This window comes from Halalkalibacter wakoensis JCM 9140 (genome assembly GCF_000513095.1).
Taxonomy (GTDB): Bacteria; Bacillota; Bacilli; order Bacillales; family Bacillaceae_D; genus Halalkalibacter; species Halalkalibacter wakoensis.
Genome location: NZ_BAUT01000009.1, coordinates 1 through 25895, shown reverse-complemented (window position 1 = coordinate 25895; position 25895 = coordinate 1). Strand labels below are relative to the sequence as shown.

The 25895-nt window shown below is 38.6% G+C and carries 22 protein-coding genes and 1 pseudogene; 19 read left to right on the top strand and 4 right to left on the bottom strand.

Annotated elements, in window-relative coordinates; genetic code table 11:
* Positions 1-116: 116 nt before the first annotated feature.
* The 16 genes and pseudogenes from JCM9140_RS05890 (at position 117) to JCM9140_RS05820 (ending at position 18691) form a co-directional block, all read left to right on the top strand.
* Positions 117-2176, top strand: a pseudogene (locus JCM9140_RS05890) (efflux RND transporter permease subunit).
* Positions 2176-3960 (top strand): YhgE/Pip domain-containing protein, encoded by a 1785-nt coding sequence (locus JCM9140_RS05885; RefSeq protein ID WP_235715289.1) that lies wholly within the window; start codon positions 2176-2178, stop codon positions 3958-3960. Before JCM9140_RS05890 ends, JCM9140_RS05885 begins: the two are co-directional and overlap by 1 nt.
* 80 nt (positions 3961-4040) lie before the next feature.
* Positions 4041-4922, top strand: coding sequence for an oxidoreductase (locus tag JCM9140_RS05880; protein WP_034743654.1), 882 nt, complete (start codon positions 4041-4043; stop codon positions 4920-4922).
* Positions 4923-5047: 125 nt separating this feature from the next.
* Complete coding sequence (locus JCM9140_RS05875) at positions 5048-5677, top strand: hypothetical protein (RefSeq protein ID WP_034743651.1); 630 nt, start codon at positions 5048-5050, stop codon at positions 5675-5677.
* Positions 5674-7377: a GMC family oxidoreductase N-terminal domain-containing protein gene (locus JCM9140_RS05870; RefSeq protein ID WP_034743648.1), complete on the top strand. Its 1704-nt coding sequence runs from the start codon at positions 5674-5676 to the stop codon at positions 7375-7377. Before JCM9140_RS05875 ends, JCM9140_RS05870 begins: the two co-directional genes overlap by 4 nt.
* 187 nt (positions 7378-7564) lie before the next feature.
* A complete protein-coding gene (locus JCM9140_RS05865; protein ID WP_034743645.1) occupies positions 7565-7840 on the top strand; it encodes a YkvA family protein in 276 nt (91 codons plus the stop codon).
* Positions 7841-8145: 305 nt separating this feature from the next.
* Positions 8146-9720: a long-chain-fatty-acid--CoA ligase gene (locus tag JCM9140_RS05860; protein ID WP_034743643.1), complete on the top strand. Its 1575-nt coding sequence runs from the start codon at positions 8146-8148 to the stop codon at positions 9718-9720.
* 72 nt (positions 9721-9792) lie between these two features.
* A complete protein-coding gene (locus JCM9140_RS05855; RefSeq protein ID WP_034743640.1) occupies positions 9793-11868 on the top strand; it encodes a 3-hydroxyacyl-CoA dehydrogenase/enoyl-CoA hydratase family protein in 2076 nt (691 codons plus the stop codon).
* The gene (locus JCM9140_RS24395; protein WP_235715288.1) at positions 11852-12118 is read left to right on the top strand and encodes a hypothetical protein; all 267 of its coding nucleotides are present in this window, start codon (positions 11852-11854) and stop codon (positions 12116-12118) included. The genes JCM9140_RS05855 and JCM9140_RS24395 overlap by 17 nt, the downstream gene beginning before the upstream one ends.
* Positions 12118-13050, top strand: a complete 933-nt coding sequence (locus JCM9140_RS05850) for a thiolase family protein (RefSeq protein WP_235715287.1) — start codon at positions 12118-12120, stop codon at positions 13048-13050. The genes JCM9140_RS24395 and JCM9140_RS05850 overlap by 1 nt, the downstream gene beginning before the upstream one ends.
* Before the next feature lie 266 nt (positions 13051-13316).
* On the top strand, positions 13317-13856 hold the full coding sequence (locus tag JCM9140_RS05845) for a D-lyxose/D-mannose family sugar isomerase (RefSeq protein WP_034743637.1): 540 nt from the start codon (positions 13317-13319) through the stop codon (positions 13854-13856).
* A gap of 386 nt (positions 13857-14242) precedes the next feature.
* Positions 14243-15703: a CoA-acylating methylmalonate-semialdehyde dehydrogenase gene (locus JCM9140_RS05840; RefSeq protein ID WP_034743634.1), complete on the top strand. Its 1461-nt coding sequence runs from the start codon at positions 14243-14245 to the stop codon at positions 15701-15703.
* Positions 15704-16138: 435 nt separating this feature from the next.
* Positions 16139-16633 (top strand): small multi-drug export protein, encoded by a 495-nt coding sequence (locus tag JCM9140_RS05835; protein ID WP_034743632.1) that lies wholly within the window; start codon positions 16139-16141, stop codon positions 16631-16633.
* A 23-nt stretch (positions 16634-16656) separates the two neighbouring features.
* Positions 16657-17397: a hypothetical protein gene (locus JCM9140_RS05830; protein WP_034743629.1), complete on the top strand. Its 741-nt coding sequence runs from the start codon at positions 16657-16659 to the stop codon at positions 17395-17397.
* Between the two features lie 17 nt (positions 17398-17414).
* Positions 17415-17810 carry a GntR family transcriptional regulator gene (locus tag JCM9140_RS05825; protein WP_034743798.1) on the top strand — a complete coding sequence of 132 codons (396 nt, stop codon included), beginning with the start codon at positions 17415-17417 and terminating at the stop codon, positions 17808-17810.
* A 17-nt stretch (positions 17811-17827) separates the two neighbouring features.
* On the top strand, positions 17828-18691 hold the full coding sequence (locus JCM9140_RS05820) for an ATP-binding cassette domain-containing protein (protein ID WP_034743628.1): 864 nt from the start codon (positions 17828-17830) through the stop codon (positions 18689-18691).
* 109 nt (positions 18692-18800) lie between these two features.
* On the opposite strand, the gene JCM9140_RS05815 is transcribed toward JCM9140_RS05820, so the two are convergent.
* On the bottom strand, positions 18801-19718 hold the full coding sequence (locus tag JCM9140_RS05815) for a DMT family transporter (protein ID WP_034743625.1): 918 nt from the start codon (positions 19716-19718) through the stop codon (positions 18801-18803).
* A 189-nt stretch (positions 19719-19907) separates the two neighbouring features.
* The gene (locus tag JCM9140_RS05810) at positions 19908-21011 is read right to left on the bottom strand and encodes a 5-methyltetrahydropteroyltriglutamate--homocysteine S-methyltransferase (RefSeq protein WP_034743622.1); all 1104 of its coding nucleotides are present in this window, start codon (positions 21009-21011) and stop codon (positions 19908-19910) included.
* A gap of 282 nt (positions 21012-21293) precedes the next feature.
* On the opposite strand from JCM9140_RS05810, the gene JCM9140_RS05805 reads away from it, so the two are divergent.
* Positions 21294-21683 (top strand): tautomerase family protein, encoded by a 390-nt coding sequence (locus JCM9140_RS05805; protein WP_034743619.1) that lies wholly within the window; start codon positions 21294-21296, stop codon positions 21681-21683.
* Between the two features lie 92 nt (positions 21684-21775).
* Here JCM9140_RS05805 and JCM9140_RS22360 read toward each other — a convergent pair whose 3' ends face one another.
* Together JCM9140_RS22360 and JCM9140_RS05795 are read right to left on the bottom strand one after the other, a co-directional pair.
* Entirely contained in the window at positions 21776-22444 is a 669-nt protein-coding gene (locus JCM9140_RS22360) for a helix-turn-helix domain-containing protein (protein ID WP_052002089.1), read from the bottom strand.
* A gap of 10 nt (positions 22445-22454) precedes the next feature.
* Positions 22455-22637: a hypothetical protein gene (locus JCM9140_RS05795; protein WP_034743616.1), complete on the bottom strand. Its 183-nt coding sequence runs from the start codon at positions 22635-22637 to the stop codon at positions 22455-22457.
* 350 nt (positions 22638-22987) lie between these two features.
* Here JCM9140_RS05795 and JCM9140_RS05790 point away from each other — a divergent pair, with 350 nt between their 5' ends.
* Both JCM9140_RS05790 and JCM9140_RS05785 read left to right on the top strand, forming a co-directional pair.
* The gene (locus JCM9140_RS05790) at positions 22988-23851 is read left to right on the top strand and encodes a sugar phosphate isomerase/epimerase family protein (protein WP_034743613.1); all 864 of its coding nucleotides are present in this window, start codon (positions 22988-22990) and stop codon (positions 23849-23851) included.
* Between the two features lie 433 nt (positions 23852-24284).
* Positions 24285-25724, top strand: coding sequence for a sugar porter family MFS transporter (locus tag JCM9140_RS05785; RefSeq protein WP_052002095.1), 1440 nt, complete (start codon positions 24285-24287; stop codon positions 25722-25724).
* Positions 25725-25895 lie beyond the last annotated feature (171 nt).

Here is a 25895-nt window from a genome sequence, read left to right as displayed (position 1 = left end):
CATCATTTATTTTGTTGGTGTTGGATATGTAACAAAAGATAATAAACTGTTTGTTGATTATCCTACACAGTGTCATTATACTTAGACATTAGTTACGATTCAAGGAGTTGTTCAGCATGCTAGGTTTTGCATCAAAAATCATGAAATATAAAAAGTCGATTGTAATTGTGTTTATGCTACTGACCGTGTTTAGTGCAATCGCCCAGTTTTTTGTTTCAGTCAATTATAATATGAGTGAATATATGCCAGAGAACACTCCGTCAACTAAAGCGATTGAGATGATGGAAAAGGAATTTGATACACCTCTTTCAAATGCGCAAGTGATGATTCGGAATGTATCTGTACAAGAAGCACTATCGTACAAAGACATGCTTGAGGAGATTGATGGAGTAACGGATGTTGTCTGGCTCGATCAAGTACTTGATTTAAAAACGCCTTTAGAAATGGCAGAAGCGAGTTAGTAGAAATGTACTATAAGGACAATCATGCTCTTCTTTCGTTAACGGTACGAGAAGGGGATGAAGTAGCAATTACGCAAGCTATTTACGAACTGATTGGTGAGGAAAATGCGCTAATTGGAGAGGCGGCTGATACAGCGGTTGCTCAAAGTATGGCATCAAGTGAAGCAATCTATGCAGCGCTGTTGTTAGTGCCACTCATTGTCATTATTCTTGTAATCTCTACTACTTCATGGATCGAGCCACTGTTTTTCCTGACAGCTATTGGTGTATCGGTCTTGATTAATCTAGGTACGAATATTTTTATAGGTGAGATTTCATTCGTTACTCAATCGGTTGCTCCTATTTTACAATTAGCGGTTTCATTAGATTATGCTGTTTTTCTTCTTCATAGTTTTCAGCATTACCGGACGAAAACAGCGAATCCAGAAGAGGCGATGCAACTTGCTATTAGAAAATCGTTTCCGGCAATCGCAGCGAGTGCCGCTACGACGTTCTTCGGGTTCTTGGCTTTAACGTTTATGCAGTTTGAAATTGGAGCTGATTTAGGAGTAAACCTTGTAAAAGGGATTTTATTAAGTTTCATTAGTGTAATGGTGTTTTTGCCAGCATTAACAGTTATGTTTTATAAATGGATAGATAAGACTCAACATAAGCCTTTCGTACCGAGTACCTTCTCGATTGGAAAGGGTGTAATGAAGGTGCGTGTGTTTAGCTTAATCGCTGTGTTTGTAGTTCTTGTACCTGCTTTCTTAGCACAACAACAAACGTCCTTTATTTATGGAAACGGTGAACAGCCTGAATCAACTCGTCTTGGTCAGGATCTTGTAGCCGTTGATGAGGTGTTCGGAAAGACCACTCCAATTGTAATTCTTGTCCCAAAAGGCGATGTGGCTAGAGAAGTAAGGATGGAACAAGAATTAGAAGGAGTCCAGCATGTCTCAAATGTAATCTCTTATAATCAAGCCGTTAGTCCAGCAATCCCGCCGGAGTATCTCGACCCTTCGATAACGGAACAGTTTCATTCAGAAAGTTATAGTCAAATTATTCTTTATACAGACACAGACAATGAAGGAGATGTTGCCTTTGGTGTCGTGGAAACCGTCCGTAACATTGCAGCATCTTACTATGGGGATGAAGCGTTAGCCCTTGGAGAGAGCGTTGCCTTGTATGATATGAAAACGACCATTACAAGAGATAACACAGTGGTTAACATTTTGACGATCGTTGCGATTGGGACCGTCTTAATATTTACATTTAAGTCGATTTCTCTGCCAGTCGTTTTATTACTGACGATTCAAGCAGCGGTATGGATCAATCTTGCTGTTCCGTACTTTACGGATACACCATTAGTCTTTGTCGGTTATTTGGTTGTCAGCACCGTTCAGCTTGCAGCGACAGTGGACTACGCGATACTCTTTACCGAAAATTATCTTGAGAATCGCAAAGAAATGTCTGCGAAGCAATCGATTATGAAAACATTAAATGAAAAGACATTCTCGATTTCGATCTCTGCGGCTATCTTATCAGGTGTTGGTTTTATTTTATGGATCACGTCTAGCAATCCGATTGTCGGATCGATTGGATTACTACTTGGAAGAGGGGCACTATTGGCGTTTATTTTAGTTCTCTTTTTCTTGCCAGCGTTACTTCTTGTGTTTGATAAAGTAATAGGGAAAACAACGATTAAAGCAAACTTTTATAAGGAGGAAAAATGATGAAGAAGAAAATGACGCTTGTATGTTTAGCAACGCTGCTCGTTTTTCCTTTTCAAGTAGCCAGTGCCAATGCAAATGAGGCTGCAGCTTCTAAGGATGAAGTTGTGTACGGAAACTTAAGTGCAACGGGCGTGCTAAACGAACTTTATGTTGTGAATATGTTAGATGTAACGGAGCCTGGTTCCATCATTGACTATGGAGAATATACAACTATACGTAATTTAACGGATCTCTCCGTGATTGAGCAAGACGGAGATGAGGTACAGTTAGATGCGTCTGCAGGTTGGTTTTACTATCAAGGAAATCTGGCTGCTCGGGAATTGCCATGGGATATCGATATTTCTTACATGCTTGATGGGGAAGAGATTTTTCCAGATGAGTTAGCAGGAAAAGAGGGTCGTCTGCTGTTGACGATTAAAACTTCAGAAAATGAGCAGGTAGATCCAACGTTTTTTGAAAACTATACGATGCAAATCTCTCTAACTCTTGATACAGAAATCATCAGTAACATTCAAGCACCAGATGCTACGATTTCTAATGTAGGGAAGAAGAGACAATTAACGTATACCGTTATGCCTGATAGCGAAGGAGACATCAGTTTTCTTGCCGACGTTGTTGATTTTGAGATGGAGGGAATCGACATTGCGGGAATTCCATTATCAATGGCGCTTGATCACTTTGAAACAGACGAAATGACGAGTGAAATGCGTACGTTAAGTGATGCGATTCAGGAAATAAATGATGGTGTGTCTGAATTGAACACAGGTGTGTCTGAACTAAATAATGGGGTTCAAAGCTTAAACTCAGGTTCAAATAAATATGAAGCAGGCATGTTTGAAATAAGAGGTGCTTCTTCTGAAATCATCAAAGCGTCCAGAACGATTGAAGAATCACTCTCATTGTTGTCAGAGGGACTGAGCGGTTCATCAGACAAGATGGACTTAAGTGATTTAGGACAATTACCAGAAGGGTTGTCCCTAATGGCAAATGGTCTTGAAGAGGTAGCTGGAGGATTAAATCAACTGCAAGAAAACTATAAAATTGCATTTTCGGCACTCAGTGAAGCAATGAATGGAATCCCAAGTTCTGCTGTGTCTGAAGAAGACATTCAGCAATTGTATGCAAGTGGAGCGAACCCAGAAACCGTTGAACAGTTAGTCAATGTTCTTGTTGCTGCTCAAACAGCAAAAGGAACATTTGACAATGTCAAAGAAGCATTTGCCGCAGTAGCTCCTGCATTGACAGGAACAAGCGACGCGGTCACTGAAATCAGTAACCAATTACGGACGATGGCAAGTGAGCTTTCCGTTGCGTTTGAAAGTATGGAAGGATTGGATGCATTAGGTGAACTAGAAGAGGGTCTTGGCTTGCTTGCTAAAAATTATGGCGAGTTTCATGCAGGTCTCGTTTCTTATACAGATGGTGTGTCTCAGCTTGCAAATTCCTACAGTGAAATTGATTCGGGATTTGGTGAAGTAGCCAAAGGAACGTCAGAATTGGCTAACGGTGTTGGTGAACTTTATGATGGCACAACAGAATTAGCTGATGAGACGTTTGACTTACCTGAAACGATGCAAGAAGAGATTGATGCGATGATGGAAGAATTCGATAAATCTGATTTCGAGCCTGTTTCGTTTGTATCGCCGAAAAATAATAATGTGGATTCTGTTCAATTTATTTTAAAGACACAACCGATTGAATTAGATGAAGAGGAAGAATTGACTTTCGTGGAGGAAGAGGGGAAAGTGAGTTTTTGGGAGAGACTTAAGAATTTGTTCTTATAAAAGAAATTAGCAGCACCTGTAGAGGTTTCAGGTGCTGTTTTACTATCTTTATAAAAAAATCAAAATTGAGGTGTTCATAAATGTCCAATAAAACCGTCATTATCACAGGTGCGAATAGCGGGTTAGGGTTTGAAACAGCCAAATACTTTGCTGGTGCAGAATACAAAGTCATTATGGCAGTGAGAAATGTCAACAAAGGTGAAACGGCCAAGCAAGAGTTATTGGGCCTTTTTCCAGAAGGGGAAATTGATGTTTTTTATTTAGATTTATCGAAGTTAGCAACCGTTCATGATTTTGTGAATGCTTTCTCTGAAAAATATGATTCCTTAGATTTGTTGATTAATAATGCGGGTGTGATGCTTCCTCCTTATTCGCAAACAGAAGAAGGATTTGAACTTCAGTTTGCTAGCAATCATTTAGGACACTTTGCCTTAACGGGTCTATTGCTACCTTTGTTAGAGAAAGGAGTTCAGCCCCGGGTTGTAACATTGAGCTCAATTGCTTATCGAAGTGGAATCATAGATTTTGATAACCTAGATGGTTCAAAGGGGTATAAAGGGATGAAGTTTTATAGCCAGAGTAAGTTGGCCAATCTCCTGTTTGCAAAAGAATTAGATGATCGTTTGAAACGAAATGGATACAAAACAATAAGCTTAGCGGCCCATCCGGGAATTTCTTCTACGAATCTATTTAAAATCGGCAAAACCAAAACGCCTTGGTATATCAAACCATTAATGAAACTAATGGGTCAACCAGCTGAAAAAGGGGCTTTGCCTACTATTATGGCAGCAACAGATGAGAACTTAGTAGGTGGAGAATACATGGGTCCTGATGGCGCAGGAAACCGAAAAGGAAATCCAACAATTGAAGTCCCGCGCGCAACCGTCTATCAAAAAGAAACGATGGAAAAATTATGGGACGTTTCTGAACAAGCAACCTCCGTTTTATACAATCTTAAATAAGACTAAAAAGAGGGACAGGGAGTGTTTTATACATCTCTGTCCCTTTATTCATAAAGTTCCCACCAGAAAAATAAGGATTAATGATGATACTAAAACCATTAGTTCAGAATAAGGCGGTGAATGGAATGACGTCATACAATCAAGAGTACCTTCATGCGACATTTAAAGCACTTACGGACGCTCTCCTGCCAGCAAGTACTCTGATGAACAACGGCCAACAACAGATCTATCAAGCTTCGGATTTATTTGTTCATGAATATATCATCTATGCATTAGACCACTACATCACCATTCAACAGCATCTGTATCAAATGCGTGCGCCTCTCGCTTATCCAACTGCCCTTATGTTAGATGTAGCAGCAACCTACTTACTTAATCACAAACCAACCCAATCGATTCAAAAACAACACAATCAACATGGAGGGGTTTTTACGACCCTTTCGAGAAAAGATCGTGTTCGAACGTTAGCTTGCTTAGAAAACCTTGAAGTGGATTTGTATTCTTTACCCTCTCCTTTTCAAAATGATGCGGGTCTCGTTCAATATGTCACAGATGCACTTAACCGATTTGCCTATTTTGGGAACTATTCCGAATGGCCAGCTTATGGCACAACTAGAAATAACCCACCTCAAAATCGCCAGTTACAATACCATCCTTTAGGTTGGAGCCAGGTTGGCTATCCTGGTCCTTCGTATGGTTATCGTGATTTTCGCGGGTTTTTATTAAGGATGGGAAGAACAGGAGGGGAAACATGAGTACGAACATCGATGTAATCATTATAGGCTCCGGCGGTGGTGGGGCGGTAGCTGCAAAAGAGTTAGGAGAAATGGGACTTAAAGTAACCGTTCTTGACGCAGGCCCTTGGTATGGAAATAAAAAATGGCCTGAACCAAATTCACATCGAGGAGCGAAAGCGAGCCATGATCCAAACGATTTAGATGCATCTTTATATAGAAAACAGTTAACGAGACTTGAAAATGATATGAATGACCCCGTTACGGGTAAGTTTCGTTGGGGTCCTGCAGACCGAAGGCGTTCACCATGGTATCGAACTATTCCTGATCAAGCATTATTGTGGCAAAATGCTGGAATTGGTGGAACGACACTTCATTATTATGGAAACTCTCCACGAGCCTATCCTGTGAGTTTTGAAAGTTGGCCGATCAGTTATGAGGAACTTGTGCCCTATTACGAAAAAGTCGAAGCAACATTGCCGGTTGAATTTGCTCCTACAACAGCGAAAGAAGAGCTGTTTTATTACGGGGCAAAAAAGGCGGGCTTTTCACTTTTGCCTACACTAGATGTGAGGAGTGTCGGGTATCGGCCTCAGCCTAATGCCATTTTACCTCCTAATGAAAACTTAATGAATCCAAATGTTTCATTGGAACAGATTAGCCATATGGAAGGTTGCACGTTAAGCGGACATTGTGAACAGGGTTGTCCGTACGGTCCATCTGTGGATCGGATGGCGAAACGTTCAACTAATGTGAGCTATGTCCCGTTGGCCATGAAAACAGGAAATGTTACATTCCGTCCGAATTCCTATGCAACAAAAGTATTAACAGAAACACAACCAAGTGGAGAGGAAGAGGCATTTGGGGTTCAATTTCGGAACACATGGACAGGAGAAACGGAGGAACTCTATGCAAAAGTGATCGTAATGGCTGCTGGATGCGTCGAAACTCCACGACTCTGGTTAAATTCTGACCTTCCACATAATGAATGGGTTGGAAGAGGCTTAACGAATCATTATATGGATGCCGTAACAGGTACGTTCGATGAGAAGACCCTTATGAGTATCTTAGGAAGTCCATCTATTAACCCGTTTGTTGGCCATACATCTGGAGCTAGACTTGATTATCCAGGGTTAGGAATGATAGAAAATCTTGGGAACAGCCCTGGTTTATCAGCTCAGTTTTTATTTGGATTTAGCCAAGCGGGATACAATTCTCTCCAACCCCAACATAATCTAGCGGATCAAAAAGGGAGACTCGTAGGGAACGAATTGAAAGATGCGATGAATCAATATAGAAATTCATTAAGCCTTCTGATCATTACAGCTGATGAAGTGCAATACAACAACCGAGTTGAACTGGATCCTCATACGAAAGACGAACATGGAAACATACCAATTGTGAAATATACACCGAGTAAGCAAGATACAGAAAAGCGAAACCAATTAACAAAAATTGCAATGAATATGTTGCAGCAATCAGGAGCCAAATCCATTCATAGAAGTGATTTGCCACCGAATCTCTACATTCATTTAGAAAGCACGATGAGAATGGGGCATGTAGTGGACACCTCCTGTGAAGCCTATCAAGTTAAACGTCTTTTTATTGCTGATAATAGTGTACACTACAATTCAATTGGTGGAGTCAATCCCACTTTAACGACTCAAGCATTAACAACTCGAATGGCAGAGATGCTGGTTAATAAGTATTTTTCTAGCTAAATTTATTATGCCTGGCACAGTAGATGGTGTCAGGTATTTTTTAATAGGGAGTTATTGGACAAGTAAGTAAAAGTGATGTGCAAGTTAGGAGAAGTTATGAACAACAATGGTGGGTAAAACAGCTGAGATTGCTAGAAAACAAGTTCGAAGTGTAGAATAGGTTTAGACGGAAACGTAGGTGATATGAGTGAGGAGAATTGTAAGAAGGCTGACATTTATCTTAAAAGTTTGGAGATTTGTTCCATTTTTGAAAGATTACTTTGTTTCAAAAGAAATATCTGCTTGGAAAAAAGGCATAGGGGTTTTTCTTCTAATCGGATATGCAGTCTTTCCGTTTGATCTTATTCCTGATTTCTTGCTTTTTTTTGGGGTCTTGGATGATGTTATGGTGGCTGCATTTATTTTTGAGCGAATGATCAAAATGTCTCCAGAATCGCTTAAGAAAAAATATGAAATTCATTAATCAAAAGGGATCGTACTATTTTTTGTACGATCCCTTCATTTATTTACTAAGCAATTGTCCTCTTCATCAAAAATAACGAATTATAAAAGTTTTTTCGTATGTCATGTAGGTGGTGCGAGTTTCACTCTAAGTTTAAAGTTAAACCATAGGAAAAGATAATACTCATATTTAGCTGGAGGTGGATGGTTGTTAGAAAGAGAAGGATGTTGCCTAGTCGTTCATGGGGGATTCCCCTTAAATAAACAGTAAAAAGTAAGCGATTACATTAAGGCGAAATAAGATCAATTGAGGAGAGGTAATAACTCATGTTCAAAGAGCGATATCAGATGTCTTTGTCCCAATTGCTTGAAGCGGCATTAGCGATGAAACAAGATGAAGAAGCTATATACGATGGATATAGGCGTGTAACGTATCAAGAACTAGATCGAGAAGCCGGTCAATTAGCATCAAGTTTGAACCAGCTAGGGATTGGTAAAGGGGATCGAGTTGCCGTTAGTTTACCAAATTGGCATGAATTCATTGTCATTCAATTTGCTTTAGCTAAATTAGGTGCTATTTTAATTCCGTTTAACACACGGTTTAGAAAAGACGAAGTGATGTACATTTTGAACAATTCAGGTGCAAAAGCTGTTTTCTTTCCAGAGGAATTTGATCATATCCATCATGCTCAGCAATACAGAGAGATTGAGGGAAGTGTTCCCACTTTACAACACTTCATCACAGTTCGTTTTGAAGCAAGCGATATGCTAAGCTATGATCGCTTGTTGGAAGATGGGAAAAACAAGGCAATATTAGATGCTGTCATTGATCCTCTACATGATGTTTATGCCATTTTATATACATCTGGAACGACCGGAAGACCAAAGGGGGCTATGCTCACGCATCGTAATCTGGTTCATACCGCAGTAGCGGGGACGGAATGCATGGAATGTACACCAAACGATGTTTTTTTACTTCCGACACCGATCTTTCATGTGATGGGACTTATGTTTGTTTTACGTACGATTGCATCGGTAAGCAGAATGGTCTTAATGGAAAAATTTAAGCCAGAAAAAGCATTGGCGCTGATTGAACAGGAGAAAGTAACGATTCAACCAGGTGTCCCAACGATGTATATTCTCGAATTGAATCATCCTTCGTTTAAAAAATATGACCTTTCATCTTTAAGAACAGGTGAAATGGGCGGAGCTCCGGCGCCTGTTGAAATTATTAAGCGAATACGAAGCGAAATGGGATGCAATGTTTTGGTTGGTTATGGAATGACAGAGGCATCTCCAACGTTAACGTTAACTAGCTTTAAGGATGATGATGAATTACGGGCAGAGACCGTCGGAAGAGCACTTCCAGGTGTAGATCTTAAGATCGTCGATGAGCAGCGGAAAGAAGTAGGGATCGGAGTTGTTGGTGAGCTGGCGTGTCGTAGTTTTGGTTTAATGAAAGGCTATTACAATATGACTGAAAAGACGCGCGAAGTGGTTGATGAGCAAGGGTGGTTTTATACAGGAGATTTAGCGACGATGGATATGGCTGGGTATATTCGGATTGTAGGGCGCAAAAAGGAAATGATTATTCGAGGTGGTTACAACGTTTATCCTCGAGAAGTTGAGGAGCACTTTTATACCCTTCCCTATGTGAATGATGTTGCGATTATTGGATTACCAGATACGGTTCTTGGTGAGATCTCATGTGCTTGCATTCAGCTGAAACCTAATTGTGAAGCGACTGAAGAAGAGGTCCTTACCTTTATTAAAAGCAAAGTAGCCGATTACAAAGTCCCAGATAAAATCATTTTTGTGGATGACTTCCCGATGACACCTTCAGGGAAGATCAAAAAGGTAGACATGCAAAACAAGATTAAAGACCAAGTGCAATTGAGATAAAAGAGATTGTAACTTCTGTAGACTGAAAATTCCGTTAAATAAAAGACTAGATCAAGAAAGGAAGAGAAAAACATGGGAAAATCATTTAAAGTTGGGGTAGTAGGAGCAGGGAATATGGGTTCTGGAATCGCACAAAAAATGGCACAAGAAGGTCTTGATGTGACGTTAGTGGATGTAACAAAAGAGCAAGTGGAAAGAGGCATTTCGACGATTTATGGGATTCTACAAGAAGGAATTGAGCGTGGGATATTCACGGAAGAACAAGTGGCTGATACGATGGCAAGAATTCATGGGACCTCATCTTATGAAGCGTTAAAGGATGCCGATCTTGTTGTTGAGGCCGTTTTTGAAGACATTGAAATTAAGGGTGGAGTTTTTGCGAAACTTGATAAAATTTGTGATCCTAAAACGATTTTCGCCACGAACACATCAACGATCTTCATTCGAGAAATTGCGAAATATACGAACCGCCCAGAAAAGGTAGTAGGAATGCATTATTTCTATCATCCAGCAAAAAATAGATTAGTAGAAGTCATTCCACATGATGGTACAAGTGAAGAGACAGTTGAAACAACTCTTTTAATTGGAAAACTTCATAATAAGACTTGCATTGTTGTAAAAGATTCACCAGGGTTTGCGGTTAATCGTTATTTTACAACGTTCTTAACAGAAGCTATTCAATTATTTGACCAAGGAGTAGCTAATATTCCAACTATTGATGCCGCTGCCAAACAAGGGTTTGAGATCGGCATGGGTCCGTTTGAATTAATGAACGTAACAGGAGTTCCAATTGCCCTACATGCATCGAGTTATGTAGCTTCACAGATTAGTGAGTTTTATGAACCAGCTGAAATATTAAGAAAACAGGTAGAATTGAAAAAAGGGTGGGATTTAGAAGGTGAAGTTGATGAAAGCAAATTTGCCGAAATCAATCGACATCTATATGCTACGATCTTTGGAGTGGCCGGTGCGCAAGTAGATGAGGGAGTAGCTAGCATTGAAGACACAGATCGAGGAGCAAAAATCGGATTAAGATGGAAACTAGGACCATTTGAGCTTATCAATAAAGTAGGCGTGAGGGAAGCGTGGAATATGGTTCAAGAATTATATGAAAAACGTCCAGGTTTTCACTTGCCTGAAGTGTTAAGAAAACAAGCCGAAAAAGGAGAGCCATTTGAGTTTCGTTTTATTGATTTAGAGATTAAAAACGAAATTGCATACATTACACTTAATCGCCCTGAAGTGTTGAATGCATTAAATCCAGCTGTTGTTGATCAGCTCGAAAAGACATTTACTGAAGCTGAAAACAACCCGCAAGTAAAAGGAATCGCGATTCAAGGCGCGGGGAAAGCCTTTGTCGCAGGAGCTGATATTAAATATTTCATTGATTGCATTCAAAACAATCAAATCGATAAAAACGTGGCTTTCACTCGCAAAGGACATGAATTACTTAGACGTTTTGAAACGTCTGATAAATTGACCATTGCAGTGCTTGATGGCATTTCTCTAGGTGGTGGAAGTGAAATGGCACTAGCTTGTCAAGCGATCGTTGCAACAAACCAAGGATCAATGGGCTTTCCTGAGAGTGGGATCGGAATCTACCCAGGTCTAGGTGGAATGCTTCGAATGAACCATCATGTTGGCAAAGAACTCGCTAAATACTATGCTTTTACTGGAAAAACGCTATCGGCACAAGAGGCGAAAGAGTTAGGGATCGTCACAGAATTAGTAGAGATGGAGGACATTGAAGTCACAATCGAGAAACTTGTTCAAAATGGCAAGATTGATAAGTATGTGGAGAGAGAAATTCCTTCTTCATTCAGCGAATGTGTTGATGCCTTTTCAGAAGAAAATGTGCAGCGAATGCTAAAAGGACAGCAACCAGAAGGAGTAAGTAGTTCGTTCGCGGAGAAAACCGTAAACATTCTTTCGAAAAAAGGATTAATTGCGTTGAAAACAATCAACGAACTTATTAATAAAGAGTCAGAGCTTACGATTGATGAAAGTATTGAACTGGAATTAGATCGTTTGGTTGCTATTTTTGAAACAGAGGATGCCTTAACAGGTTTAATTTCCACTACGACTGGTAAACGACCAATTTTCAATGAGAAAGTCGTTGTGGGGAGTGTAGATGAGCATGTTTCATAAAGCGTATATTCCGTACGGAGGATACTATACGACGCCGTTCGCTAAATGGCAAGGCAGTTTACAAAATGAGAATTCCATACAACTAGGGGCAAGAAGTAGTAAGAAATGGTTTGAGTTAAAAAAACTAGATCCGAATGAAGAGCTAGACTACTTATACCTTGGAATCACAATCGGTCAGAAAAGCATCTTTTATGGTTCTTCCTGGGCTTCCACAATGATGGGAGCTCCGGATGTACCTGGCAGACGGTGATGCATGCATGTGCGACATCTACTACATCTGTCTTCAATGCAGCGGCTGCTGTAGAACTAGGAAATGTGAACACAGCCTATTGTTTACTAGCGGATCGATGTTCCAATGGCCCGCACACGATTTGGCCAAATCCGAAGGGACCGGGAGGCGAGGTCCTTTCGGAGAATTGGAATATGGACAATATGGCGGGAGACCCGTCAACAGGACTTGGTATGATTGTCACCGCAGAAACAATCGCTAAAGAAAATGGTTTTACGAAAGAAGAGGCCGATGAACTAACTCTTCGTAGGTATGAACAATATGCTGAGTCTTTGAAGGATGATCGGGCTTTTCAAAAGCGTTATATGATGCCAATCGAAGTGCCTGTTTCAAAGCGGGAAACAAAAGTCCTTGAAGCTGATGAAGGGGTTAGTCAAACGTCAAGAGAAGCGTTAAATAGACTTAAACCTACGACCGAAGGCGGAATCGTCTCATTTGGCTCTCAGACGCATCCCGCGGATGGAAATGCTGGAATCATTGTGACAACAAAAGAGAATGCTGCGCGTCTAAGCACGAATCCTAGTATTCCAATCCAAGTCATTTCATATGGATATTCAAGAGTAGAAAAAGCAAAAATGCCTGCAGCTCCTGTACCTGCAGTGAAAATGGCACTGGAGAGAGCGGGATTAACGGTTCATGACATGACAGCAATTAAAAATCATAATCCATTTATCGTGAATGATATGTTCCTTGCAAAAGAGCTTGGAATTGATGCGATGAATGTCAATAATTATGGAAGTTCATTAGTGTTCGGTCATCCGCAAGGCCCAACGGTCGGGCGATTGCTTATTGAAGCGATCGAAGAGACGGTTGAAAAAGGCGGCGGTTACGCGTTAGCAACAGGTTGTGCGGCTGGTGACAACGGGGCAGCGATTATTGTGAAAGTAGGATAGAGTTTGGGCATGAATCTCGTCCCACTTTTGATTACAATCCGTTTTAAAAAAATAATTGATATGTTAAAGGGGTAGCTGTATAATCAGCTGCTCTTTTTTCGGTGGTAGGGCAAGAAGCGAATATTTAATAATCGTACATTATTTGGTATGATATAAATGAAAGCGAATTCTTTTTTGTGGTAGGACGACTAAAATCCTACTATAAGAGATAACGCGAATAAACAGAGGGATAACAACCTGGCCCCTGTCTAAGGAGAGTGATAAGTATGGTTGAAAAAAAGCTAGAAGAACAAATTAGACATGAAACGGTTCAAGCATTAAAATCAGCTGGTATCGTTCTGACTGAAAAAGAAATTCCTCAAATTGAAGTAGCAGATTTTGGTTTACATGATATTCGAACGACCGGGTTACAACTCTATACATATGTAAATTTTCCTCGTTACTGTGCAAAGGATTTGGTTTTATTACCTAATCAAACATGTCCAGAACATTTGCATCCGCCTATTGACGAGACGAATCCAGGGAAGCAGGAAACATTTCGTTGTAGAAAAGGCACTGTTTATCTCTATGTGGAAGGTGACCAATCAGAGAACCGTAAAGGTCAGCCACCAAAAGGGGATGAAGAATATTATACAGCCATGCATGAAATTATCTTAAAAGCTGGAGAGCAATATACGATCCCTCCCAACACGAAGCATTGGTTCCAAGCTAGTGAAGAAGGGGCGATTGTGAGTGAATTTTCCTCACTAAGCATTGATGAAAAAGATGTGTTTACAGATCCGAGAATTGTTCGAGTCAGTGAGTAATCCTTAAAAACAACTCAAAAGTGTTAAATGGGAGTCTAAGTATAGGCTCTTTTTTTAATGGTTGAATGTATCTCTATAATTAACATATGAGAGATCTTAGGTTTGGCGATTTCAGTAGTTTGTTTGTTTTCTTAATCGCGCCTTCACAAAAAGAATGAGTGAGGAAATATTACAAATATTTCAAAAAGATGTAGCCTATGACTATAATGATGGATATGAGGGGGATCGTCGTTTGTAATTTGTTTAGAAAGTCAGTCGATAAGAATGGGAAAGTAAATTAAAAAGAGTAGGAAGCTGATAATTTTCACAGAATCTAGTGTTAGGTTACTAGACGAGAAATATCATTACAGTAAGGTTTAATCTCATTTTTAACAGGAGGTTCTAAAATGGAATTAACACAAACGGTTCAAACATTAAAAAACTTTGTAGGGGGACAATGGGTAGACTCTACTAGCCAATCTACTGAAGAGGTGCCAAATCCAGCAACGGGGAAAATACTCGCTAGAGTTCCCTTCTCAACAAGGGAAGAGCTAGATAACGCTGTGTCAGTGGCGAAGGAAACGTTCAAAACATGGAAGAAAGTACCTGTACCAAAGCGTGCTCGTATTTTATTTAAATATCAGCAATTGTTAGTCGAAAATTGGGAAGAACTTGCAAAGATTGTCACGCAAGAAAATGGAAAAAGCTACAGTGAAGCATATGGAGAAGTACAGCGCGGAATTGAATGTGTCGAGTTTGCTACAGGGGCACCAACACTTATGATGGGTGAGCAGCTTCCTGATATCGCGACAGGGGTTGAATCAGGAATGTACCGTTACCCAATTGGAGTAGTGGGAGGAATTACACCATTCAACTTTCCAATGATGGTTCCATGCTGGATGTTCCCATTAGCGATTGCTTGTGGAAATACATTTGTACTAAAACCATCTGAACGAACTCCATTACTTGCTAACCGTTTAGCAGAATTATTTAAAGAAGCAGGCCTTCCAGATGGTGTGTTAAATATTGTTCACGGTGCTCATGATGTCGTAAATGGCATTTTGGAAAATAAAGATGTTAAGGCTGTTTCATTTGTTGGTTCGCAACCAGTTGCAGAGTATGTATACAAAACAGCAGCAGCCAATGGCAAACGTGTTCAAGCGCTTGCAGGAGCAAAAAATCATTCGATTGTGTTGAAAGATGCTGATTTACAGTTTGCTTCAAAAGAAATCATGAATGCCGCTTTCGGTTCAGCGGGGGAAAGATGTATGGCTGCAGCAGTAGCCGTTGTAGAAGATGAGATTGCAGATGAATTCATTGAAAATCTAACTCAAGCAGCTGATAGCATTACGATTGGAAATGGATTAGAGGATGGTGTGTTCCTTGGACCCGTTATTCGAGAAGGACATAAGGAAAAAACAATTGGATACATCGAATCAGGTGTAGAACAAGGGGCGACACTGATTCGTGATGGACGCGGAGACGTTGCAGCAAAAGGAGAAGGCTACTTTGTTGGACCAACCATTTTTGACAACGTGACACAAGAAATGAAAATTTGGAAAGAGGAGATTTTTGCACCTGTTTTATCCGTTGTTCGAGTAAAAGACTTAGACGAGGCCATTGAGATTGCCAATGAGTCTACATTTGCAAATGGAGCTTGTTTATACACGAACAATGCAAAAGCGGTTCGTCAGTTTCGTGAAGATATGGATGCAGGGATGCTTGGGGTAAATCTAGGCGTTCCTGCTCCAATGGCCTTCTTTCCATTCTCAGGTTATAAAGATTCATTTTATGGTGACCTCCACGCAAACGGCAAAGATGGAGTCCAATTTTACACTCGTAAAAAAATGCTCACCGCTCGTTATTAATTTGCTCAAGCAGGTTAGGCGTGCTTCCATGAACATCGATGATCGCCCTGAAAATACGGTTCCTTACGCATTATTATATTTTAAACAAATCTACTTGCCAGGAATTTAGTCAGTTATGGAAGTTAGGGTTAATCGTAGCTAGTAGTGAAGTCACTTATGAAGAGTATGTTTCACCAGAAAAGGTCTTTAAAAAGAAACTAGTAGCATAGAAAAAGCTTAAAGGGTAACTGCTTGATCAGTCGCCCTTTTTTCTTATTTTATTAGCTGTTTGCGTCATGATGCCGAACGTTAGAGATTAACTGGTTTTTCTAGTTAACAGCAAGTTTGTTTTTAAATTGGGCACATAAATGTTTAAAAAGCCTTTTCTTTTTTTGGGAATGGTGTTATAGTGTGTATATTGATATACACACTATAACACTTGGAGGAGAGAAATGTATGAGTGTATTAGAACTGATTACGGTATACTTTTTTGTTTTTCTATTATCGGCTATTCCGCTTTTTGAAGCCTATTTTGTCATACCAATTGCGATTATTGGGGGAGTTTCTTTTTTACCAACGCTTTTAATTGGTTTAGCGGGGAATATCTTTACGGTCTTTCTTTTAATAGCATTTATTGATGTAATTAAAAGGTGGAGAGAAAAGAAAAAAGGGGATCAAGAAGAAGCAGCACCAAGTAAGAAGAAACAAAGAGCACAGAAATTGTGGAAACGCTACGGGCTACCAGGTTTAGCGATGATAGGTCCACTATTTGTTGGTAGTCATCTTACTGCTTTTATGGGTTTAACATTAGGTGGTTCCAAGAAAAAAACGTTTTTGTGGGTTGTGATTAGTATTACAACTTGGAGCATTCTCTTTGCCATTCTTGCTCATTTTGGTATTGATATTTTAGGATTAGATGATCGGCCATTCATTCAGCGTTTCTTTGAATAGGTAACACAGGGAGTGAAAAAAGAATGATCCATCAAGCTTTTTGGTTAGCTAAAAAGGAGTTCCGTCAACATTGGCGACCTGTTATGTTAACGGTGTTGGTGACTGCTTTTTGGGGATTAATTGTTACACAACGTATGCCCCAACTGATATCCAATTTATTTGTGACAGAAAAACCTTATTCACCAGATTTTATAATCGATGCGTTTTTTATTGGGATGACACCTTCATTGGCTGCGATCTTTATGTCGGGGCCATACTTAAGTTGGCGTACGATTAAGGAAGACCCTTTTACGAAACGAATAGCACTTTTTCGTTCGTTACCGATTTCGGTCGCGGTTTTGGCTTTGAGTAGAACGATCATGATGCTTGGCACATGGCTTCTCATGTCTACGGTGTTTTATCTGATTATTACAATTGGCCTAAGCGAAGAATTCTTTTCTCACATTTCACTAAGTACGTATGCGGCATTCATAGTATTTTGGCTAGGCTATTCGCTAGCTTTAGGAGGACTTAATCCGTTTTTGGAATATGGAACAAATGGGAAAATGCTTCACTTATCACCTGTTGTACTAATTGTTTTGTTTATTTCCGTTATAGCGATTACCCATTATTTTTCCGATTATGGAATTGTTGAATGGAGCTTCTTATTCATTCAAGAATATGGTTGGATGGTATCTTTTGCTATGCTGTTTGTCGGACTGATCGGAGTATACGTTTGGAATTTCTTGCTGTCAAGAAGGTTGCAGAGAAGGGACTATTTATGATGAAAGGGAGGAGGGACATGAAGCTGCCTATTCGGGTCTCCGATGAGAGCAGAGAACCAATCTATCATCAAATTGAAACGCAAATTATATCCTTAATTGTTAGTGGACAGTTGCAGCCGGGCACGCCTCTTCCTTCCATAAGGGAGCTGTCAAGTCACCTTGCTTGTAGTGCAATCACAACACGGAAAGCATACCAAAATCTAGAAAGAGGGGACTATATCAAGACCGTTCAAGGCAAAGGAACTTTTGTAAAAGAGGTCGAGTTAGAAGTAAGGAAGAATACGAAGACCAAGGTTGTCCACGATGCCTTTTTAAAAGCAGTGGAACAAGGAGAGCGAGTAGGTTATACCGAGGCTGAAATGCGTACCATATTTGACGAGATTATTTCTTCTTACTTTTTAGATAAAAAGTAAGGATTTGGAGGTGTTATATGGAATCCACCAATGTTATGACAATAAAGGAATTAACGAAGAATTATAAAGCGTTTATGCTTGGTCCGTTAAATTTGAATGTAGAAAAGGGCACATCTGTAGCGTTAGTAGGGGCAAATGGATCTGGAAAAAGTATGTTATTTCGTTTAATTATGAACATTCTTCAGCCAACAGAAGGCTCGATTGAAATATTTGACCAAGAACTAACTATGGAAAATGAAGTATCCCTTAAGGAGAAACTAGGGTTTGTTGGGGAATTGCTAGAACCATTTTCCTATTTATCGATCAAAGAACTTTCTACCATGATCTCGTTTTGGTATCCAACGTGGGATGATAAAACATATCATCATTTACTTGAGCGCTATCAAATTAATGAAGAAACGAAGTATGGCAATTGCTCGAAAGGGATGAAAAAGAAAGTCGAATTTATTTTTAGCTTAAGTCACCATCCAGATCTACTCCTTCTTGATGAACCAACTGCAGGTATTGACATTAGCACGCAGCGAAAAATAAAGGAAGACCTTATGCTCTTTATGGAAAGTGGCGAAAAAAGCATGATCATAGCCACGCATATGGTGGACGAAATTAACCAACTTTGTGATTATATTACAGTGTTAGATAGAGGAAAAATCATTTACACAGCTAATAAAGATGAAATTTATGAAAACTGGGCAAGGTTATGGGTTACGGGGATGACGGATTCAATTAGAAATCATCCAAATGTTTTTCACTTTGTCGAACAACCTTTGCAGTTAATTACGAATAACTGGCAAATCCTCGAGGACGAATTCAGGACAGAAGGCATCACCATTACACACTCACAAAAAGTATCGTTAGAGGAAGTGATTGACCTTTTTCAGTAGGTAAGACGCAAGTGAAAGTGCCTTGTCACACCGAAAGAAAATATCCGTAGACTCAATTCATAACCAAGACCTTCTGTACATCGAGTACAGGAGGTCTTGGTGTAGGGGTTTAAACGGAAGCCTTATCCCGAATGATTGGCTGTTTCGAAGTCGTTTTAGCTGTTTCTTGAACAATTAGGACCGCTGCGATGACTAAAATAATCCCAACGTATTGATAGAATGTTAAGGTTTCGTGAAAGATTGCAAATCCAACGAGCGATGCGACAACAGGCTCCATTGTCGCAATGATCGAAGCTTTGCTTGATTCAATGGTGCTAAGACCTTTTGTATACAACAAAAAAGGAAGCATCGTTGAAAGAAAGCCAAGGCCTATAATAAATATCCACACATAAAGATTGGAAAACAGCGAAAGAACGTTCCACAATCCACTAAAAGGAGTAATCGCAACGGCTGCGAACAAGAATGTATAGACCGTAACGGTTAACGGATGATATTTTTGTAAGGCAAACTTTCCAAATATGCTGTAAAGCCCGTAAAAGAAACCCGATCCAACACCAAGGACGAGCCCTACTAACGAAATCGACTCGTTTAAGCTAGGTAAGATCCCAACGACAAAGGAAGATCCAATAAGCGTGACAAGTAGTGCAGTGATTTTTCGTTTTGTGAGAGCTTCTTTAAACATCAGCCAGGAAAAAATGGTTACAAATGCTGGGGCGGTATAAAGAAGAATCGCTGCTACCGATATAGACATCTGATCAATGGCACTAAAGAGACACCAATTAAAAAAGAGAAAACTAATGACCCCAGTCCCAACAAAATACTTACTGTCTGCTACCTTAATCTTGAGGTAGTTCCTATTTTTAATGAGGATATAAAGAACTAAGAACAAAGAGGCGGATAAAGCGCGAACCGTTACGACTTGTGTTGGGGTAAATCCCATCTCATATAAATAAGTTACAAAAATTCCGATGATTCCCCATAAAAAAGCCGCAGCTCCAATGGAAAGTAAAGCTACCTTTTGTGTCATTATGCTTTTCCTTTCTGTGACGTTCTAGAACTAATGTATGTAAAAGTTTTTCTTTCATAAATTGTATTTTACCATTTTTTTGAAAAGTTTGTACTTTAATATGAGGTAAAAAATCAAAGGAAAAATTATAGGTAGAGGCACCAAAAAGAAAGCTCTCAGACTAACTCGTCTAAGAGCTTCTTTTTTCTATTAGTTCCAAATCTCATTCGCTACATCAATAATGAATTTCAGTTTCTCCCATTGCTCTTCTTCTGTAAGGTCGTTACCGTGATGAGTTGAAGCAAAACCACATTGAGGGCTAATGCATAATTGCTCGAGTGGGACGTATTGAGACGCTTCTTTCACTCGTGCTTTGATGGCTTCTTTGTCCTCCAATTCAGCAAATTTTGATGTGAATACTCCTAGGACAACTTGAGCACCGCCATTTGGAATATGCTCTAGTGGTTTAAAATCTCCCGAACGATCATCGTCGTATTCAAGGAAGAAACCGTCTACTTTTTCTTTAGCAAATAAAGTAGGAGCAATCTTGTCGTATGGGCCTTCAAAAGCCCAAGTAGAACGATAGTTTCCACGGCATAGGTGAGTCGTAACAATTAAATCTTCTGGTTTGTTTTCAAGAGAGCCGTTCACAACACGTAAGGCAAGGTCAATTAGATCTTGTCTTGATAGATCACTAGAGCTGAATGGAAGTTGCGGCGCACAAAGTCCAGCAATATACACATCATCTAATTGTAAGTAACGGCAACCGGCATCGTAAAAGGCTTTGATTGCGTCTTGATACGCTTGAATAATGTCATTTGCGTAGTCATCAATGTTAGGGTAAAGATCTAGATCTTGAATGCCGGCATTGAATAATTGGTTTGGACTTGGAATCGTTAATTTTGCAACTGCACGGTCTCCAACGTACTCTTTAAATTCAACGAAATCTTGAATAAAAGGGTGGTCTGGGTTAAAGGAAATTTTCCCGTTGCAACGAATGTTATATCTCTCTGTTTCTATTCCATTAAATTTATACCCATGGTCAGGTACATAACCTTCGACTCCGTTTAGATGTTCTAAGAAGTCCGTATGCCAAAATCTTCTTCGGAATTCTCCATCTGTTACAGCGGGAAGTCCCACTTCAATTTGTTTATCTACGACACGTTTAATTTCTTGATCTTCAACGGCGCGTAATTGTTCGGCTGTGATGGTACCTTCGTTAAAATCCTTTCTTGCTTTATGTAAATTTTCTGGACGCAATAAGCTTCCTACATGGTCTGCTTTAAATGGAACTTTCGTTAATACTTTTGTCATCTTTTATACCCTCTTTCGATAAGTTTTGTTTGTTTTTTTCTTAGTCGTATCGTAGCACGAGAGAATTGATATAGTGTAAGTGTTAAAATTAATGGTTGGTTATAACTAAAAGTTATATCGAAGTGATATGTAAAGGAAGAATCTTGATAAGACCTACGGACTAATCGATGTTGAGATAGTATATTTAGATTTGAGACAATATTTTGAAGTTAAGATATTTACTGTTGCAAAATGAGAAGCGAAATTATACAATTACTCTTAAAAAATCTAGGAGGAATACATATGCCTTTAATGCGTTTTGATGTAATAGAGGGTAGAGATGAACAATCATTGAAAAAGTTATTAGATGCTGCTCATAAAGCGATGGTTCAAGCTTTCGGAGTGCCTGAAAGAGATCGGTATCAAATTGTTAGTCAGCACAGAGCTAATGAGATGATTATTGAAGATACTGGGTTAGGGTTTGAGCGAAGTAAAGATGTCGTCGTCATCAGTGTGACAAGCAAGGAACGAACCGAAGAGCAAAAACAACAATTATATCAGCTAATGGTTAAAGAACTTGGGGAACAATGTGGGATCCAGCCAAATGACATCATGATGTCAATTGTTTCGAATGGAAATGCTGATTGGAGCTTTGGATTTGGCGAAGCCCAATTTTTAACGGGAAAATTGTGATAAGAAAATAACTGAATAATAAAAAAAGGATCCTTATTTTAGGATCCTTTTTTATACGAGCTGGAACATGAAGAGGCCATGAAACCAAAAAATTAAAAACAAACTTTTCTAAATTTACCTGGAGTCATCCCACCAGTCGATTTAGAAAAAGCTTTAATAAAATGTCCTATTCCATAAAATCCACAATCTTCACTTATCTGTTCAACTGATAGGTTGGTTTGTACGAGTAAATTCTTGGCCTGATTTAAACGGTAGTTCAGTATATACTGATAGGGACTAGTGCCCATATATTTTTTAAATGTACGACAAAAATGAGACGAACTTAGGTTCGATAATTCGCTGAGCTTGTCAATGGTAATTTTAGAAGAGAAATTTTCATTGATATAAGCTAGAGCTGTTTGAATTTCAGGTGGAACTTTGTTCATATTGGCGTCTCTGCTTTCAAAAGTGTTACGTGTACTTTCTAATAAATTCCCTAATAATTGATAAATCTCAAGGGAGATGTTAAAATCAATTTCTTTTTTTGATGCCAAGAGCGAAAGTATAGTTGGTATATTGTTTTGATCGGATGGCAGTTTAAATACACACCCATTTCTTTGGTAGATCTCATTATATAAATCTTGGGTGTCTTTGCCTGTGAAATGAATAAATTGAAACTCAGTTTCTTCTGTCACTGAATAATTGTTCTTTTCTTTACAATCTAATAAAACAATATCACCTTCTGAGGCTGTAAAGGCTTGATCAAGGTAATGGAAATGCATGGACCCTTTTTTATAAAAAAACTAAAAAGGAATTCATATAGTTACGTCTAATACTATAAGGCGATTCTACAATATATTCGCCGCCCCATAACACATAAAAATATAAGTTCTTTGTTAATTCAGAAGGTTCATAAAAATATAATCCCTTTTTTAACTTGAGGCCTGGTTCTACTTTCGGAATATAATAATTCATTTTTATCACCCTTAGAATAATAGATAACTTATTCTTTTAGTATATTTCATCTATAAAAAGAAGTAAATGTTATAGTAATTGGAAGCGGAATCAAACAAAGAGCAAGAATATACAGTTTTTGAGTTAGATTTTGCAAGGTCGTAAAGGGGATCATGCATTAAAGTAAAGATGTAATTGCTAATGAGCAACAAAAGATGCGTGGTATTGAAATCGATTACACATGAAAGATAAGAAAACAAGTGAGGATCTAAGCTTACTGTTTAAATGTGTAACATTTCAATTCACATATGTAAGTTAATTATTCTTAATATTAAAAAAATGTTTTGCCACAATGAAAGGAGAGTTTCAACATGCGTTTAGCATATGATCCATCACATTATCGCGACAATACGAACTTAAAAGACACAATCGATACCGTAGCTCGGTTAGGGTATGAATATGTAGAGTTATCTCCACGTAAAGATTTTATTTGGTTTTATGAATATCCAAAGGTAGATAAACAGCTAATTAAAGATCTAAAAAGATATTGCTCAGATGCTGGAGTGAAAATTTCTTCCGTGTTACCTGTTCAACAATGGTCTTCTCCAAAAGAAGAAGAACGTCAAGCGGCCGTGAGGAATTGGAAGCGCTGTATTGAAATCACTTCTGAACTTGAAGTTGATCTAATGAACAGTGAATTTGCTGGCGATATCAGCCGTCCGGTTGAAAGTGAAGCGGCGTTTGTAAAATCGATGGAAGAATTAATGCCAATTTTTGAAAGAGAAGGCATAAAACTTAATTTACAATCCCATCCGAATGATTTTATTGAATTGAACACAGAAGCGATCCGAATGATTCGTGCATTAGACAAAGATTGGATTAAGTTAGTTTATTCTGTTCCGCACGCTTTCTTCTATGATGATGGAATTGGTGATGTAGAAAAGCACTTAGACGAAGCGGGAGATTTACTGGCTCATGTTTTAATTGCGGACACTCTTAATCATAAAGCAGCTTTTGGATTACGTTATATTGTCAATCCACCTGATGCAAAAGTAACCATTCATCAGCATTTAAACCCAGGTGAAGGTGAAATCAACTTTGATGCATTATATCGTAAATTAAGAGAGATGAAATTTGATGGAATAGTAACTAATTCCGTATTTGCTTATCCTGATCGACCAGAATGGTCAAACGAACTAACACTGAAATCAATTAAAGAGGGTTTAAATCTGTAATTTAACTCTATTACGAAAGCGTTATACTTGTGTTACACTTTAATTAGTTTTTTTGGGAATTCAGCAATTTTATGATTGCAGTTGGAGTGTCTCGAAAGGACTATAAGAACCTTTTGAGGCACTTTCTTTTTAGAAATGATGAAAATGATTTATAGATATTAAATTAGAAACTTTTTCACTAACACTATTGGTAATTCTTTATTATAATAGGTATTGAGTTTAATGATAACGATTTCATTGCGTGTAAGTTATTGATATTAATGATAGCGTTTTCCTTATTGGGAATATTCTGAGGAAATAAAAAACTAGCTTATTATTACTTGCTATGGTTTATATGAAAATCTTTACTAATAGGGAAACAATTGAATGTGAAAAAGAATCAGCATACTATTTTGAAAACAAAAGGGAGGGAGAAGGAAATTCCTTCAACTTTATGATAAATAACAAACGTTATTACATTTTATTTGTAGCAGCCGTTGCTTCGTTAGGTGGACTTCTTTTTGGTTACGATACAGCTGTTATTGCAGGTGCAGAACAATCGATTCAATTATATTTAGTCGATAATTTAGGGTTAAGTTCCTTTGTTCATGGTCTAACTGTATCAAGTGCATTAGTAGGGTGTATTATAGGGGCTATTGTTTCTGGAATCTTGTCCAATAAAATCGGACGGCGCAATACACTCGTTATTGCAGCAGCATTATTTTTCCTATCAGCACTTGGCTCAGCCTATCCAGAACTTTTATTCTTTACTGTAGGTGAACCTAGTCTGGCGTTATTGGTTACTTTTAATATCTATAGAATTATTGGTGGGATCGGAGTCGGTTTAGCTTCAGCTATTGCTCCTATCTACATTAGTGAAATGAGTCCTCAAAATATAAGAGGAAAAATGGTTGTTTTATACAGTATGTCAGTTGTATTTGGACAAACAATTGTATACGTTGTCAATTGGCAAATTGCATTAGGGAGAACGACTGAATGGATCAATGATATTGGATGGAGATTAATGTTTGCTTCAGAATTAATTCCAGCTGCGTTATTTTTCTTCCTGCTCTTATTTATTCCAGAGACGCCAAGATATATGGCTCTTAAAAAGGAATATGACAAAGCATTTAACTTATTAGAAAAACTAAATGGCTCAAAACAAGTTGCGACTGAGACTCTTCAACAAATAAAACATTCTTTAAATACAAAGACGGAAAAAGTAAACCTATTTTATTATGGAAAGTTAGTTTTAATCGTAGGTATGACGTTGGCGGTTTTACAACAATTTATTGGTATCAATGTAATTCTGTATTATGCTCCAAGAATATTTGAAAACCTTGGTGCAGATCAGTCAACATCAATGTTCCAAACGATTTTTGTTGGAGCAATAGGAGTTGTAGTTGCATTCTTATCTTACAGACTAATTGATAAAAAAGGAAGAAAGTTCTTGCTTCTGTTTGGTTCAGCTGGTTGTGCCATTTGTTTAACAGCAGTAGCAGCATTATTCTTTGCAGGTATTGAAGGAATTGCAACACTTTTATTTATCTTAGGATTCGTAGCTGTGTTCCAAATGACTTGGGGACCTGTGACATGGGTTATCCTCTCGGAGCTATTCCCTAATAAAATTAGAGGCCAGGCAGTTGCGATTGCGGTAACATTAGTATGGGGAGCGAATTTAGCTGCTTCTTCTACATTCCCTCCACTAAATGAAGCGTTAGGCACAGGAGTGTTTCTAATTTATGGTCTTATTAGTACGTTCGCCTTCTTCTTTGTATTGAAATTTGTTCCTGAAACGAAGAACAAATCTCTTGAAGAAATTGAGGAAACATGGCTCGCTAATAAAAAAAGTGAAGTAAATGTAGATACAGATCTGCAAAAAAAGATTAACTAGTAATGGAAGATGTAATAGTTGATCACTTTGTGAAAGAAATTTAATAGTAAAAACAGCTAGAGTTAGTTCTCTAGCTGTTTTTGGTCATGGAAAGAGTAGGGAATTGGAGAAATGCCAGTTGCTTATTGAGTTAAACAAGTGACTGGCATTATTGGAGGAAAGACAGGAGGA